General features: G+C 69.2%; 12 protein-coding genes. 10 read left to right on the forward strand and 2 right to left on the reverse strand.

Annotated features, from left to right (window positions below; translation table 11 throughout):
* Positions 1 to 83 precede the first annotated feature (83 nt).
* The 6 genes from ACXVUM_RS05205 (at position 84) to ACXVUM_RS05230 (ending at position 10,349) form a co-directional block, all read left to right on the forward strand.
* On the forward strand, positions 84 to 1,151 hold the full coding sequence (locus ACXVUM_RS05205; protein ID WP_458520778.1) for an alpha/beta hydrolase family protein: 1,068 nt from the start codon (positions 84 to 86) through the stop codon (positions 1,149 to 1,151).
* Positions 1,152 to 1,331: 180 nt separating this feature from the next.
* Complete coding sequence (locus tag ACXVUM_RS05210) at positions 1,332 to 2,540, forward strand: acyltransferase (protein ID WP_458520779.1); 1,209 nt, start codon at positions 1,332 to 1,334, stop codon at positions 2,538 to 2,540.
* A 116-nt stretch (positions 2,541 to 2,656) separates the two neighbouring features.
* Positions 2,657 to 5,953: a heterodisulfide reductase-related iron-sulfur binding cluster gene (locus tag ACXVUM_RS05215; RefSeq protein WP_458520780.1), complete on the forward strand. Its 3,297-nt coding sequence runs from the start codon at positions 2,657 to 2,659 to the stop codon at positions 5,951 to 5,953.
* 154 nt (positions 5,954 to 6,107) lie between these two features.
* Complete coding sequence (locus ACXVUM_RS05220) at positions 6,108 to 7,337, forward strand: EAL domain-containing protein (RefSeq protein ID WP_458520781.1); 1,230 nt, start codon at positions 6,108 to 6,110, stop codon at positions 7,335 to 7,337.
* 34 nt (positions 7,338 to 7,371) lie between these two features.
* Entirely contained in the window at positions 7,372 to 8,625 is a 1,254-nt protein-coding gene (locus tag ACXVUM_RS05225; RefSeq protein WP_458520782.1) for a pyridoxal phosphate-dependent aminotransferase, read from the forward strand.
* An 80-nt stretch (positions 8,626 to 8,705) separates the two neighbouring features.
* Positions 8,706 to 10,349 (forward strand): DUF222 domain-containing protein, encoded by a 1,644-nt coding sequence (locus ACXVUM_RS05230; protein WP_458520783.1) that lies wholly within the window; start codon positions 8,706 to 8,708, stop codon positions 10,347 to 10,349.
* A gap of 46 nt (positions 10,350 to 10,395) precedes the next feature.
* Here ACXVUM_RS05230 and ACXVUM_RS05235 read toward each other — a convergent pair whose 3' ends face one another.
* Entirely contained in the window at positions 10,396 to 11,550 is a 1,155-nt protein-coding gene (locus ACXVUM_RS05235) for an acyltransferase family protein (RefSeq protein ID WP_458520784.1), read from the reverse strand.
* Positions 11,551 to 11,802: 252 nt separating this feature from the next.
* Here ACXVUM_RS05235 and ACXVUM_RS05240 point away from each other — a divergent pair, with 252 nt between their 5' ends.
* Genes ACXVUM_RS05240 through ACXVUM_RS05255 form a run of 4 tightly spaced genes read left to right on the forward strand, consistent with a single transcriptional unit; the run spans position 11,803 to position 15,588 of the window.
* Positions 11,803 to 13,059, forward strand: a complete 1,257-nt coding sequence (locus ACXVUM_RS05240; protein WP_458520785.1) for a methyltransferase domain-containing protein — start codon at positions 11,803 to 11,805, stop codon at positions 13,057 to 13,059.
* Entirely contained in the window at positions 13,056 to 13,883 is an 828-nt protein-coding gene (locus tag ACXVUM_RS05245) for a glucose-1-phosphate cytidylyltransferase (protein WP_458520786.1), read from the forward strand. Before ACXVUM_RS05240 ends, ACXVUM_RS05245 begins: the two co-directional genes overlap by 4 nt.
* Positions 13,880 to 14,563 (forward strand): PIG-L deacetylase family protein, encoded by a 684-nt coding sequence (locus ACXVUM_RS05250; RefSeq protein ID WP_458520787.1) that lies wholly within the window; start codon positions 13,880 to 13,882, stop codon positions 14,561 to 14,563. Before ACXVUM_RS05245 ends, ACXVUM_RS05250 begins: the two co-directional genes overlap by 4 nt.
* The gene (locus ACXVUM_RS05255; protein ID WP_458520788.1) at positions 14,560 to 15,588 is read left to right on the forward strand and encodes an NAD-dependent epimerase/dehydratase family protein; all 1,029 of its coding nucleotides are present in this window, start codon (positions 14,560 to 14,562) and stop codon (positions 15,586 to 15,588) included. The genes ACXVUM_RS05250 and ACXVUM_RS05255 overlap by 4 nt, the downstream gene beginning before the upstream one ends.
* A 39-nt stretch (positions 15,589 to 15,627) precedes the next feature.
* Here the strand turns inward: ACXVUM_RS05255 and rfbC are convergent, their stop codons facing one another.
* Positions 15,628 to 16,185, reverse strand: a complete 558-nt coding sequence (gene rfbC / locus ACXVUM_RS05260) for a dTDP-4-dehydrorhamnose 3,5-epimerase (protein WP_458520789.1) — start codon at positions 16,183 to 16,185, stop codon at positions 15,628 to 15,630.
* Positions 16,186 to 16,196: the final 11 nt, after the last annotated feature.

Consider the following 16,196-nt stretch of genomic DNA (forward strand, 5'->3'; position numbering starts at 1 on the left):
CGGTCCGCCGGATTGTTCCCGGGCCGCTCGGCCCGGCCCGGCGACCCGGCGGCACTCCTGCGCCGCGCGTAATGTCGGCGCCGATGCGACGCGTCCCCCGCACGTCCAGCTCGGTCCCCGACAGCCCGGTCCCGCACCGGCCGGCACTCCGGCGGGGTCGTCGTGGGCCTGTGATCGGCGCCCTCGCCGTCGTGATCGTCATCTGTCTCGCCGCGATCGTCGTCGTGGTCCGGCGCGACGACCCGCCGTCGCAGCCCGCCGCCGAGACCGGGATCGCCGCCCCGTCACGGCCGGCACCGGCGGTCACGGTCCATCGCTACGACTACCTGGCCGCGCCTGTCGCCGGTGGTGGCGCCACCATCCCCCGACCGGCAGTGGACATGCCGCCCCCACCCGACCCGCGTCAGAACTACGGCGACCTCTATCTCCCCGCGGGTGCACACCGGCGGGACTCCCTGCCGCTCGTGGTCCTGATCCACGGCGGCGGGTGGACGTCGCGGTACAGCGCCGCGACGTTCGACCCGCTGGCCCGCGCACTGGCCGTCCGTGGCCTCGCCGTCTTCAACATCGAGTACCGCCGCCTCGGATCCGGCGGCGGGTGGCCGACGACGTTCACCGACGTCGCCGCCGCCACCGACTTCGTGCCGACCCTGGACCGCGAGAACCCCGCCATCGACGTGTCGTCGTCGGTGGTGGTCGGGCACTCGGCCGGCGCGCAGCTCGCGGTGTGGGTGGGCACACGAGGGCGGCTCCGCTCCCTCCAGGTCGGGTCGGAACCGCTGTGGCTGCCGAACCGCATCGTGTCGCTGGCCGGTCCGCTGAACATGCGACTGGCCGCCGAGCGCGGGGACAGTCGCGTCGTGCGGATCCTCGGCGGGACCCCCGCGCAGGTCCCCGGCCGCTACCGCACCGTCGACCCGATCGAGAACATCGACCCGACGATGCCGGTGCTGGTGGTGCACGGCACCGCCGACACCGTCGTCTCCCCCGCGCAGTCGACGACCTACGTCGACGCGGTACGACGCGCGGGCGGCCGGGTGGCCCTCCGACTGCTGCCCGGCCAGTCCCATGCCGCACTGGTGACGCCGGGATCCGCGGCGTTCCCCACCGTCCTCGACCTCATCACGCGGGCAGCCCTCTCCCGGTCCTGATCGGCACCGCCCAGGGCGCGTCCAGGTTTCTCACAGGATCGTGGGAGACGGTGGTCACATGTCCACGACAGCGCCGTCGCGCGCCGCCGGGCCGAAGTGGCGCAGGTCACGCGAATGGGTGTTGGCAACCGGGGTTGGTAGCTTCGTCCGCACACCGCCCCCGACGACTCGAGCTGCACGATGACCTCGGCCCTGCGCACGACCGCGCCGACCGCGACCACCGCGACGGCGGCTCCCGCGCGCCCTCGGCGGGCCCACCTGCACCACCTGGACATGGTCCGCGGGTCGACGTTCCTGCTGGTGATCTTCGCGCACGTGCTCAGCAACACCAACGACGAACAGACGGGCGTCGTCACCAACGCACTCGGCATGGCGGGTCACTTCACCCGCAACTCGTTCTTCTTCCTCACCGGCTTCGTCCTCATGTACGGCAACTACGCCAAGCAGGACTTCTCCTCCCGGCAGTTCTGGTCGCGGCGGCTCAAGCTGGTCGCGATCCCGTACCTCATCTGGTCCGTCGTCTACTGGGCGTTCAGCGTCGTCCAGACGTCGGGCTGGAGCGCACTCCCCTTCTCGCTGTCGACGCTGGGAAAGGGATTGGCCTGGGGCACGTCGGGCTTCCACCTCTACTTCATCTTCGTGATCATCCAGGTCTATCTGCTGTTCCCGGTGATCCTGTGGATCGTGCGGGCGACCCGGAACCACCACGTGCTGCTGCTCGCGGCGAGCGCGGCGGTGCAGATGACGGTGTTGATGGTGCTCCGGCACTACGCGCCCCCGCCGAACAGCTGGCTCGCCGAGAACTGGTGGCATGCGTACGCCACGTTCCTCCCGTATCAGTTCTTCGTGTTCCTGGGTGCGGTGTGCGCCGTCCACCGCGACCGCGTCGACGCGTTCCTCCGCGGCCGGGGCTGGTGGATCGTCGGCGCGCTGACGCTGTCCGCCGCATTCGCCCTGGTGACCTATCTGATGCGCCTCGACGACGGCGAACGCCCGATCGACGCGAGCTTCGCCCTGCAGCCCACCCTGCAGCCGTTCATCCTGTGCGCGATCGCCGCCCTCTACGCGTCGGCCGTCTGGTGGGCCGACAACCGGGACCGGACGCCGCGGTTCAACCGCGTGGTCGCCTACGCATCCAACCGGTCGTTCGCGATCTTCCTGTCGCACGTGTTCGTGCTGCAGTTGCTGATGCTCCCGCGCGGCAACCCGGGCCGGGGCACGGGCTGGTTCCAGGACCACCTCGGGTCCCCCTGGGCCACGATCGTCGTCTACGTCCTCACGGTCTCGATCACACTCGTGGTCGCCGAAGGCCTGCGGCGGGCGCCCGGTGCGCTGTATCTCACAGGTCGCCCCCGCGTGCCGTTTCGCCCCTCTGCCCAGGCAACTTAGGTTTACCTTCACTGCGTGGCGAGGCGTCCGGGTCGTACCGTTTACTGACAGGTAACCCGGGCACTCTCTCGAGATGAGCCCTGGCCAGCGAGCCCTGACAGAGAGGCCCACCCGCCGTGAACGCCACGACAATCACCATCGGGACCGTCGCTGCCGCACTCAGCATCGTGTGCTGGGCATTCTTCGTGCAGGGCGTCTGGCACACCGTCCGCCAGATCCTGCTCGGACAGAAGGCGACCAACCGGTTCACACCCGTCGTCCCACGTTTCCTGACGATGGTCAAGGAGTTCGCCGGACACACGCGCATGGTGAAGTTCCGCACCGTCGGCTGGGCGCACTGGCTGGTGATGGTCGGCTTCCTGCTCGGCTCGGTCCTGTGGTTCGAGGCCTACGGGCAGACCTTCGACCCCGATTTCCACTGGCCCGTCGTCGGCGCCTGGGACATCTACATCTTCGCCGACGAGGTGCTCGGCCTGGGCACCGTCATCGGCATCCTCGTGCTGATGTTCATCCGCCAGCGCAATCACCCGCGCCGGGCGGAGCGCCTGTCGCGGTTCTCCGGGTCCGCGTTCGGCGCCGCGTACTTCGTCGAGATCGTCGTCCTCCTCGAGGGCCTCGGCATGATCTTCGTGAAGACCTTCAAGATCGCCGCCGGCCTCGAGGACCCGCCGATCTGGACGTCGTTCTTCACCCACTACTTCGCGATGGCTTTCGACGGCATCGACCCGATCTGGGTGTCCATCGCCGCCGTCATCAAGCTGATGTCCGGCATGGTGTGGCTGGCCGTCGTCGGCCGGAACATCACCTGGGGTGTTGCGTGGCACCGGTTCTCGGCCTTCTTCAACATCTACTTCAAGCGTGAGGCCGACGGCTCGGTCGCGCTCGGCGCGGCCAAGCCGATGACATCGGGCGGCAAGGTCCTCGACATGGACGAGGCCGACCCCGACGTCGACACGTTCGGCGCCGGCGCGGTCGAGGACTTCAGCTGGAAGGGCTGGCTGGACTTCTCGACGTGCACCGAGTGCGGTCGCTGCCAGAGCCAGTGCCCCGCATGGAACACCGGCAAGCCGCTGTCCCCGAAGCTGCTCATCACGTCGCTGCGTGACCACGCCAACGCCAAGGCCCCGTACCTGCTGGCAGGCGGGAAGACCGACATGGGCGGCGACGAGATCGGTCTCGTCGACGCCGACGGCAACCCCGACGAGGCGCGGATCGCGGCCATCTCGGAGAAGGCCCGCGCGGAGGCCGCCCGGCCTCTCGTCGGCCCGAGCGAGGGCGTCGGCGCCGGTGGCGTCATCGACCCGGACACCCTGTGGAGCTGCACCAACTGCGGTGCGTGCGTGGAGCAGTGCCCCGTCGACATCGAGCACGTCGACCACATCATCGACATGCGCCGCTACCAGGTGCTCATCGAGTCCGACTTCCCCAGCGAGCTCGCCGGCCTGTTCAAGAACCTCGAGAACAAGGGCAACCCCTGGGGTCAGAACGCGTCGACCCGCAACAACTGGATCGACGAGATGGACATCGAGATCCCCGTCTTCGGCGAGACCGTCGACACGTTCGAGGGTTTCGAGTACCTCTTCTGGGTCGGCTGCGCCGGCGCGTTCGAGGACCGCGCGAAGAAGACCACCAAGGCCGTCGCGGAACTGCTCGACATCGCCGCCGTGAACTTCCTCGTCCTCGGGCAGGGCGAGACCTGCACCGGCGACTCGGCCCGCCGCGCGGGCAACGAGTTCCTCTTCCAGGTGCTCGCGCAGCAGAACATCGAGACCATCGGTGAGGTCTTCGCGACCGCACCCGAGCAGAAGCGCAAGATCGTCGTCACCTGTGCGCACTGCTTCAACGCCCTCGGCAACGAGTACCCGCAGCTCGGCGCGAAGTACGAGGTGGTCCACCACACCCAGCTGTTGAACCGGCTGGTGCGCGACAAGCGCCTGATCCCGGTCGCCCCCGTCGCACAGGACGTCACCTACCACGATCCCTGCTTCCTGGGCCGCCACAACAAGGTCTACAACGAGCCACGCGCCCTGATGGCCGCGTCCGGCTCGGCGCTGCGGGAGATGCCGCGGCACGGTGAGCGGTCCATGTGCTGTGGCGCCGGTGGTGCCCGCATGTGGATGGAGGAGTCGATCGGCAAGCGCATCAACATCGACCGCGTCGACGAGGCCCTCTCGACGCTCGGTGCGGGTGGCGACACCGACAACAAGCAGAAGATCGCGACCGGCTGCCCGTTCTGCCGCGTCATGCTCAGCGACGGCGCGACCGCCCAGACCAGCGGCACCGACCGTGAGGACACCGTCGAGGTCGTCGACGTCTCGCAGCTGCTGCTCGAGTCCGTCACGCGGGGTGCCCCGGAGATCCGCCGCGGCGGACGGTATCTCGGTCCGGTGATCACCGCCGGCGGTGATGTGTCCGACCAGAGCCAGAAGGATCCGGCCGCACACGCGGTCACCGCCACCACCACCGAGGCGGAGCCCGCGGAGGCGGCGGCAGAGGCGACGGGGACCGCACCGGCGGCACCCAAGCCGACCGTCGGCCTGGGTATGGCCAAGGGCATGAAGCGGCCCGGGCAGAAGTCCGAGGGAACCGGTGGCACACCGGCGACGACGGCGTCCGGCGACACCTCGGAGACCACGGCGAGCGCCGCGGCACCGGCCGAGCCGAAGGCCAAGGGCTTCGGCATGGGCGGCGCGAAGCGGCCCGGCCAGAAGGCCGCCACCTCGGACACCGCGGGGCAGGCCCCGGCGAGCGCCGAGTCCGCCGCCCCGACGAGCGAATCGGCCGCCCCGGCCCCGGCCCCGGCAGCCGAGCCGAAGGCCAAGGGCTTCGGCATGGGTGCGGCCAAGCGGCCCGGCCAGAAGGCAGCGTCGAGCGCGGCATCGGAGCCGGCCGAGGCGTCGGCGGCACCGAAGTCCGAGCCCGCCCCCGCGCAGGCATCCGAGCCTGCAGCGGATTCCGCGCCCGCGGCCGAACCGACGACGACCGAGGCTGCGTCCGAGAAGCCCGCTCCCCCAGCGAAGTCGGCCGGGTTCGGCATGGGCGCCGCCAAGCGTCCGGGTCAGCGCTCGGCGTCGACGGCCCCGTCGTCGAACGGCTCGGCATCGTCGAACGGTTCGGCGCAGTCGGACGATTCGGCGCAGTCGGACGATTCGGCGACGGCGGACGATTCGGCGACGGCGGACGAAGGTGCGTCCGCGGAGAAAGTCGACTCGACGGAGGACACCGCCACCACGGAGGCGTCCGCTCAGCCGAACGGGGACAACGCCGCCGACACCGCAACCACGGAGTCGTCGAACGGCAGCGAGGCGTCGAACGGCAACGGCTCATCCGATCGTGTCGTCGAGGAGACCGCCCCGGCGAAGTCGGCCGGATTCGGCATCGCCGCAGGCAAGAAGCGTCCAGGTCGCAGCTAGACCGGCTGTCACCCCGCCCAGCGGGTGACCACGTCGCGGGCCGTGCGCACCGCGACGTGGTTATGATCCACGCTGACGGATCGCTGTCAGGGTCGACAGCGGACGCGGCGACGGGAGGCACGGGGTGGTCACTCGACCCGATACACCGGGTTCGTTGCTCTCCGCTCTCTCCGACTCCGACGTGGCAGCGGTCGTCGGTGACATCGCGCCGGGATCCCTGGCCGCCATCGCGGTGAAGATGGAGGCATCGGACCGGATCGCAGCAGCGTTCGGCCGTGCGACGGGTCTCGCAGCGCGTCAGGCGACCCTGGTGGCACTGGCCGACCTCATCGGCGACCAGGGCATCGTGTTCGCGGGAGCCGCCGACCTCGGTGTGGTCATCCTCGACGTCGACCTGGTCGATCCACAGCGCGTCGTCGCCGACGTCTCGAAGCGTCTGGCCTCCACCGTCGCCGTCGACGGTGTCGACTACTTCGTGCAGACGCACATGGGGGTCGCGCTGCCCGGGGACGGCCTCGGTGACGACGTCCGCGACGTCCTGCAGGGGGCGATCGCCGCGGTCCACCACGCCACCACCAGCGGGTCGCATCTGGCCTGGGCTGCGGACATCTCGATCGCCCGGCTCCGTGAGGACATCGAACTCGCCGCGGAGCTGGCCAACGCGGTCGGCGAGGCGTTCACGCTGCACTACCAGCCGATCGTCCGGATCGACACCCTCGAGATCGTCGGCTACGAGTCGCTGCTCCGCTGGACGGTCGACGACCGGGTCCGGCTGCCCGGAGAGTTCCTCGACGCCGCCGAGGAGACGTCGCTCATCGTCCCGATCGGCCGGTGGGGTGTGGTGGAGGCGATCCGCCAACTCGGCACATGGCACAGACGGACGGGCGACGACCGACTGTTCGTCACCGTCAACTTCTCGTCCCAACAGCTCGTCGACCGGGCGCTCACCGGGCACATCGCCGACGCCCTCGCCCGCGCCGAGGTCCCTGCGACGGCGCTGTGGATCGAGGTCACCGAGAGGGACCTGATCACCTCGGATTCGCCTGCGGCGCAGACGATCCGCGAGCTCGCCGCCTTGGGTTGCGTGATCGCCGTCGACGATCTCGGAACCGGCTACGCGGCGTTGCGGTACATGGTCGAACAGCCCGTCAGCGTGGCCAAGATCGACCGATCACTCGTCCAGGGCGTCGACAGCGGACTCAGCCGGAGCATCGTCGAGACCGTGTGCCGACTCGCCGACGACCTCGACATCCGATCGGTCGCCGAGGGTGTGGAGGACGCCGCCGTGGTCGACCTGCTGCGGGACATCGGCTTCACCCATGCCCAGGGGTTCCTGTTCGGGCGGCCACAACCCGCCGCCGACATCGTCCCGCCCGGCGGCTGAGAATCCGATTGCGGGGCGGTGCGATCATGGAGGCGTGAGCAGACCGCACGTGTCCCATGTGTCGACCCCCCTCAAGCCGCTCGAGCAGTCCGCCAAGCTGCGCGACGTCTGTTACGAGATCCGCGGGCCGGTACATGCACACGCAGCCCGACTGGAGGCCGAGGGCCACCGGATCCTCAAGCTGAACATCGGCAACCCTGCACTCTTCGGGTTCGAGGCGCCGGACGTGATCATGCGCGACATGATCCACGCGCTGCCGTACTCGCAGGGCTACTCCGAGTCCGCCGGGGTGCTGTCGGCGCGGCGCGCCGTGGTGACCCGCTACGAGACCGTCGAGGACTTCCCCTACTTCGACGTCGACGACGTCATCCTGGGCAACGGCGTCTCCGAGCTCATCACGATGACCATGCAGGCCCTCCTCGACGACGGCGACGAGGTCCTCATCCCCGCACCCGACTATCCGCTGTGGACGGCGATGACGGCGCTGTCGGGCGGTCAACCCGTGCACTACCTCTGTGACGAGGAGAACGACTGGAACCCGTCGATCTCCGACATCGAGTCCAAGATCACGCCGCGCACCAAGGCGATCGTCGTGATCAACCCGAACAACCCGACCGGCGCGGTCTACTCGCGCGAGGTGCTCACGCAGATCACCGATCTGGCGCGCAAGCACTCGCTGCTCATCATGGCCGACGAGATCTACGACAAGATCCTCTACGACGACGCGAAGCACATCTCGATCGCGTCGCTGGCGCCGGATCTGTTGTGTCTCACGTTCAACGGCCTGTCGAAGGCATACCGTGTGTGCGGTTATCGCGCGGGCTGGGTCGCGATCACCGGCCCGAAAGACCATGCGCGCGGGTTCATCGAGGGGATGTCTCTGCTGGCGTCGACCCGCCTCTGCTCGAATGTGCCGGGGCAGCACGCGATCCAGGTCGCGCTCGGGGGCTACCAGAGCATCGACGACCTGGTGCTCCCCGGCGGCCGACTCCTCGAACAGCGCAACGCCGCATGGGAGAAGCTCAACGAGATCCCCGGTGTCAGCTGCGTCAAGCCGATGGGTGCGCTCTACGCGTTCCCCAGGATCGACCTCGAACACCACGACATCCACGACGACGAACTGCTCGTCCAGGACCTGCTGTTGCGGGAGAAGATCCTCTTGGTCCAGGGCACCGGTTTCAACTGGCCGCGTCCGGATCACCTCCGGCTGGTCACGCTTCCCTGGACCCGCGACATCGTCGACGCCGTCGAGCGGCTCGGCAACTTCCTCGCCGGCTACCGCCAGTAGCCAGCGGAGCCGCCTGAGGTTGTCCACAGGCTCGGCTGTACCTCTCGTTTCTGTTGGTGGTCGAATGTATGTTCGATGTCATGAGCGAGACGGTCACCGCGTTCGACACCTCGGGTGTCGTGGCGTCGCTGGCCGCCGACGAACGCCTCTCCGCTGAGGAGTTGGTCGAGGTGCTCGCGCATTGCCGGTCGATCACCGCCTCGGCGGATTACCGGTTGCTGTCTGCGGCGTCGCTGATCCACGACGCCCGCTGTGAGGACCATCTGGTCGAGGTCGCCGCCCACGACTCCGGACAGAAGGCCTCGCTCGACGAGTTGGTGGCCGATCACGTGGACCGCATCGCCGGACGCGATCCCCGCGCGGAGTACGGGCCCGACGGGATGGAGCGTGCCGTCGCCGAGGTCGGAGCCGTACTCAACATCGCGGCATCGAAAGCACGGGAGGTCATCACCGCCGGTGACATCGCCCGCTACCGGTTGGTGTTCACCGGCCACGCCCTGGCCGTCGGACGCATCGATCTCGCCGGGTTCCTGCTCATCTGCGCCCGCACCAAACTGGTGGTCGACCCAGAGTTGACCACGATCCTCGACACCCACATCGCCCAAGCCCTCTTCGACCGGCCACCGGTGTCACGGGCACGACTGATCGCGATGGTCGATCACCTCGTCGCCACCATCGACCCCGACGCCCTGATCCGGCGCAAGGAGCGGGCCGCCGCCGATCGGGACGTCACCATCCGCCCCGACCGGTTCCAGCCCGGCGCCTCGCGGGTCTCGGCGTCGCTACCCATGATCGACGCCACCACCATCGACACCCGCCTGACCGCGATGGCCGACGCCCTGCACTCCGGTGACCCCCGCACCCGAGCCCAACGCCGCGCCGATGCGTTGGTCGCGTTGGCCGCCGGACTGGACCACCTCGTCTGCGGCTGCGAGACCTGCGCCGTTTCCGACCAAGCCGCCGCTGATCCGGACATGACCACCGGTCTGGATGTCGACGCCGAGGTGGATCCCGCGCCCCCGACCGACGCGCCCGAACCCGTCGATCCCGCGGACGCGCAACCGATCGCCCCGCCCGTGGGTGCAGCGCGGCCGTATTTCCACATCGTGGTCAACCTGACGACCCTGCTCGGCTTGGACGATCAGCCCGGCTACCTCGACGGCCGCGGCATCATCGACGCCGACACCATGCGCGCCCTGCTCGCCGACGCCGAACGCGACTTCCTCCACCACGACGACCCCACCCACGCCGCCGCCGCAGCCGCAGCCGCAGCCGCAGCAACCTACGTGCCGTCGAAGAAACTCGCCGCCCTGATCCGCGCCTCGGAGATCTGCTGCACCTTCCCCGGCTGCTCCGCACCCGCCTGGAACATCGACCTCGACCACACCACCCCGTTCGACCACCAGGACCCCGACGCCGGTGGGCAGACCAGCCGCGACAACCTCAAACCGCTGTGCCGATTCCACCACCGCACCAAAACATTCAACCGAGCGTGGCGCGACTACCAAGGGCCCCTCGGCGAAGCGTTCTTCCAGTCCCCCACCGGACACATGTTCCTGGGCAACGCCTACACCGCCCTCGACATCTTCCCCGCCCTCGGACCACCCGGCCAACCCGAGAACCACCCCGCCAGAACCACACTCGCCCACAAACGCCACCGCGACCGAGCAGCACACCTCCGCGCCATCGAACGCCACGACGAAGCGAACCCACCACCGTTCTGACGCGACGGCGCCCTGACGCGGACGATCGCAGCGCGCGGGGCCGGGATCAGAGGCCGGCGCCCTCACGGGCCGGCGTGACGTCGGTGGCCGCCTTCCGGGGTGCCGGCAGGAAGGGCCTCTCCGCGACCCGGGAGAACGCCCAGGCGAGCAGCACGATGAGCGGGCATCCGACGAGCCAGTACACCGCCAGCTGTAGCACCGGCGACAGGTGGAGCGGCTCGACGACCACCAGGTGGAACACCTGCAGCAGCTGGGCGTGGATCAGGTACAGCGTGTAGGAGAACCCGGCGACTGCGGCGAGCGGTCGCCACGAGAAGAGGGCCCGCAGTCGCGGCGCACGACCCGTCGTCATCGCGGTCAGCAGCGACACCACCCCGACGCCCAGCACCACGTCGAGCCACGGTGTGTTCGCGATGATCCACCGAGTCGACTCGAGACAACAGACGGCGACGATCACGCCGACGGCGACCGCGACGATCGGTCGCCACGCGACACGGTCGACGAATCCCGGGGCACGTCGGAGAGCGATCGCCGCACCGGCGGCGACGGCGAACACCAGGTAGTACTCCGGGTAGAAGCGCCCGAACCTGTCGTCGACGAACGCGTCGGCGAGCATCCCGACAGCCCCGCATCCCGCGCAGGTGACGACGCCGACAGCCAGCCCGAATCGGCGCCACAGCACCACCAGGAGCGGCAGCACCAGATAGATGTGCCACTCCACCGCCACCGACCACAGCGTGTAGGTCGCGTCCCGGACGGGGATCAGATCCTGCAGCAGCACATAGTCCGCAGCCCATCCCGACGGTGTGATCGGCAGCCGCGCATCGGGATGCCCCTGTGCCGCGGCGAGGACCAGCGCCAGCGCGATCGTGGCGGTGAGCACGATCCAGTACGGCGGGACGATCCGCCGCGCCCGCCGCCACAGGTAGCCCCGGAACCCGTCGGGCAGCGCACCCGACCGGCCGACGGGCAGACCCAGGGAGAACCCGGCGAGCGCGATGAACACCGTCACCCCGAAGTGCCCCCACTGCGCCCACCCGAAGGCGACGGACCGCCACCCGTGCAGCTCACCCGACGTGTCCAGCAGACGCGCGGACACGAACGCATGGAAGACCAGCACGTACAGCGCGGCGACCGCGCGCACCCCGTCCAGATGATGCAGCCGGCGCTCACCCGCCCCCGCGGCAACCGTCGAACCCACAGCCTCTCCCCCCAGATCGCGCTGCTGTGGTCGAGAGGATAGGAGTCGCGCACCGACGACTCGACACCGGATCGGCCGGAGGTGGACAGATCGGGCGACATCGAGCAGCAGCGACGACGATCCGATCTGACACCAGCGTGAAGTCGTGCTTGAATGGCGGCGACGGATCCGTACCTGGGGAGGACGCGGACCGTCTCCGGCCCGGGGGTCGTCTGGCCCCCTGGTGAGCACGAACCGTTCGAGGGGGGCGGTATGCGCTGTCGTCTGTGCGCATCCGAAGATCTGGTCAGTGTCGTCGATCTCGGCGCGACACCACCATGTGAGAAGTTCCTGACGGCCGAGGAGCTCGACGCTCCGGAGCCGACGTTCCCGCTGCACCTGAGGCTGTGCCGCGAGTGCCTGCTGCTGCAGATCCCGGCGCTCATCACGCCGGAGGACACCTTCACCGAGTACGCGTACTTCTCGTCGTACTCCGACAGCTGGGTCGAACACGCCGCCGAGTTCGTCGAACAGGCGGTGGACCGCGTCGGACTCGGTGACGACTCGTTCGTCGTGGAGGTCGCCAGCAACGACGGCTACCTGCTGCAACATGCTGTGGCGCGGGGGATCCCGTGCCTCGGCATCGAGCCGTCGGTCAACGTCGGCGTCGCCGCCCGCGAACGCGGTGTGCCCACCGAGACCGCGTTCCTGGACGAGGACCTGGCGCGCAAGGTGACCACGGCCTTCTGCCCGGCCGACCTCGTCGTCGCCAACAACGTCTACGCGCACATCCCGGACCTGCTCGGGTTCACCCGCTCGCTGCGACGGCTCGTGTCCGACGACGGGTGGGTCAGCATCGAGGTGCACCACGCGCTGAACCTGGTGACGCTGGGACAGTTCGACACGATCTACCACGAGCACTTCCAGTACTACACAGCGCTGTCCGCGATCCGCGCGCTGGCGACCGCGGACCTGTCCGTCGTCGACATCGAGGTGCTGGGTACCCACGGCGGCTCGATCCGGGTGTGGGCGCGCCCGTCCGCGGCTGCCGGCGAGCCGAGTCCCCGGGTGGCGGAGGTCCTCGCCGACGAGGAGGCCGCCGGTCTGCACCACGTCGCCGGATACGCCGGCATGCAGGCCCGTGCCGAGGCCGTCCGTCAGGATCTCCTGCGATACCTGTTGGCCTGCAAGGCCGAGGGCAAGCGGGTCGTCGGGTACGGGGCACCGGGCAAGGGCAACACCCTGCTGAACTTCTGCGGCATCCGCCCGGACCTGCTCGAGTACACCGTCGACCGGAACCCCTACAAACACGGGCGCTTCACACCCGGGACGCGGATACCGATCGTCGAACCCGAACGCATCGACGCCGACCGTCCGGACGTCGTCCTGGTGCTGCCGTGGAACCTCGAGACCGAGCTGACGCGCCAACTGGCGCACGTCCGCGAGTGGGGTGGCGAACTCGTCTACCCGCTGCCCGACCTGCACACCGCCGACGTCGACGCGGCACTCTTCGAGGGGAGTCGGGCATGAAGGTCGTCTTGTTCTGCGGTGGCTACGGGATGCGGATGCGCAACAGCTCCGACGACATGATCCCCAAGCCGATGCAGATGGTCGGTCCCCGACCGCTCATCTGGCACGTGATGCGGTACTACGCGCACTTCGGGCACACCGAGTTCATCCTGTGCCTCGGCTACGGTGCTTCGCACATCAAGAACTACTTCCTCAACTACCACGAGGCCGAGTCGAACGACTTCGTCCTCCGCGGTGGACGCGTCGACCTGCTCGGTTCCGACATCAGCGACTGGACGATCACGTTCGCCGACACCGGGCTGGAATCGCCCATCGGGGAACGTCTTCGGCGTGTGCGTCCCCACCTCGGCGACGACGAGTACTTCCTCGCCAACTACGCCGACGTGCTGACCGACGCCCCGCTGGACACGATGATCGACACGGTCGTCACCTCGGGCGCCGCGGCGTCGATGATGTTGGTGCCACCGCAGTCGTCGTTCCACTGCGTCGACGTCTCCGACTCGGGGACCGTCACCGGCATCACGCCGGTGTCGGAGTTCCCGATCTGGGAGAACGGCGGCTTCTTCGTGCTCACGCAGGAAGTGTTCGACCACCTCCCGCCCGGCGGGGATCTCGTGGCCGACGCATGCGGCGGCCTCGCCGCGCGGGGGCGTCTGCACGGATACCGTCACACCGGCTTCTGGAAGCCTGCCGACACGTTCAAGGAGCGGGCGGACCTCGAGGCGTCGTTCCACCGCGGCGACCGGCCGTGGATGGTCTGGGACCGCCCCCGGGTGGAGCCCACCGCGGTCGAGTCGAAGCAGCCGGTCGGGTCGTTGCCGTGATCGACCTTCAGACCGGTGATCTCACGGAGATCGCCGTCCTGGGTGCTCACTGCGACGACATCGCGATCGCAGTCGGTGGGACGCTGCTGACGCTGGCGAAGACCCACCCGGACACCCGGGTGCACGCGCTCGTCCTCGGGGGGCGCGGGACACCACGGGAGGCCGAGGAGCGTGCCGCGCTGGCCGCGTTCTGCGGCCCCATGCCGCTGCAGGTGACGATCGGTGACATCCCGGACGGGATGGCACCGGCGCACTGGGGTGCGGTGAAGGAGAACGTGCGTGCCTTCGCGCGCACCTGCTCCCCCGAGGTCGTCCTCGCGCCGCAACGGCATGACGCGCACCAGGACCACCGGTTGCTCGCCGAGATCGTGCCGACCGAGTTCCGCGACCACCTGGTCCTCGGTTACGAGATCCCCAAGTGGGAGGGCGACCTGCCCTCCCCCACCGTGTTCCATCCGCTGGACACCGCCGTCGCACAGGAGAAGTCGCGCCTGCTGCACGACCACTACCCGTCGCAGGTGGGCCGCGACTGGTTCGACGACGAGACGTTCCTCGGGTTGTCGCGACTGCGCGGGGTCATGTGTCGAGCGCCGCACGCGGAGGCATTCGTCGTCGAGAAGGCGCACATCGCCTTCGGTACCGCCCATCGATCCATCTCACCCGCAGGAGTCACGTCGTGAAGGTTCTCGTCACCGGCCATCAGGGTTACCTCGGGACGGTCATGGTCCCCGTCCTCACCGCCGCCGGCCACGAGGTCGTCGGGCTGGACTCCGGCTACTTCGCCGACTGCGTCCTCGGCGCGCCGCCCGCGGATCCGCCGACCCTGACCCGCGACCTGCGGGACGTCACCGTCGACGATCTCCGCGGCTTCGACGCCGTCATCCACCTCGCCGCCCTGTCCAACGACCCACTCGGCGCGCTCGAGCCGCAGATCACCTACGACATCAACCACCACGCCTCCGTGCGGCTGGCACGTCTCGCGAAAGAGGCAGGCGTCACACGCTTCCTGTACGCGTCGACGTGCTCGGTGTACGGCGCTGCCGGCGACGGGCTCGTCGCGGAGGACGCCGAACTCCGGCCGGTCACCCCGTACGCGGAGAGCAAGGTGCGCGTGGAGGGAGACGTCGCCGCGATGGCGGACGACCGCTTCGTCCCGGTGTTCCTGCGCAACGCGACCGCGTTCGGGTTCTCCCCGCGGCTGCGCGCCGACATCGTCCTGAACAACCTCGTCGGCCACGCCGTGCTCACGGGCACCGTGCGGGTCATGTCCGACGGGACGCCCTGGCGACCGCTGGTACACGCCCGCGACATCGCGGAGGCGTTCGCGACGTGCCTCGTCGCCGACGCCGACCTCGTCCGGTCGGAGGCGTTCAACGTCGGCACCGAGACCAACAACCTCACCGTCACCCAGATCGCGGAGGCCGTCGTGCAGGCGGTGCCCGGATCGGAACTGCTGATCACCGGCGAGTTCGGGGGCGATCCTCGGTCGTACCGCGTCGATTTCACCAAGGCGCGACGGGTCCTCGGATACGAAGCGTCGTGGTCGGTCATGGACGGTGCGCACGAGTTGGCCGGTCGCTACGTCGCCGACGGTCTCGACGCCGACGACTTCGCCCAGCGTTTCACCCGTCTCGCCCACCTGCAGCGGTCCATCGACGCCGGTCTGCTCGACGCATCGATGCGTCGGGTTGTCACCCCGGCCTGACACGACACCTCGACCGTGGTCACGACGATGCGCGCCGCCTCAGCGGTCGAGCGCGGCGAGCAATGCCGTCCAGTCGCCGGCACCGGCATCCCGCGACGAGATGATCGTCGGCGGCTGCGGCCACGCGATCGCGAGATGCGCGTCGTCCCATCGCACCCCGATGTCCTCGCTGGGGTCGTGCGGGCGGTCGATGCGGTAGCAGACGTCGGCGACGTCGGTCAGAGCCTGGAACCCGTGCAGGAAACCCGGGGGGACGAACAGGTGCCGGAAGGTCTCGTCGTCGAGCCGGAACGCCTGCTGCGCACCGAACGTCGGCGACCCCGGACGGATGTCGACGAGGACGTCGTGCACCGCGCCGTGCGCACAGCGCACCAACTTGGCCTCACCCCGCCCGAGACGGCCGTGCATGCCACGGATCACGCCCCGATGCGATCGCGACTGGGAGTCCTGCACGAAACGGGCTGCAGCACCAGGCGATCCGAGATGACTGTCGAACTCGTCGGCGTCGAACGTCCGGGTGAACAGTCCGCGGTCGTCCCGATGCGGCTCGGGCGTCAGCACGAGGACGTCGGCCAGGTCGGTGGTCTCGATGTGCACGTCGCGATTGT

It is taken from the genome of Williamsia sp. SKLECPSW1, from assembly GCF_054332755.1.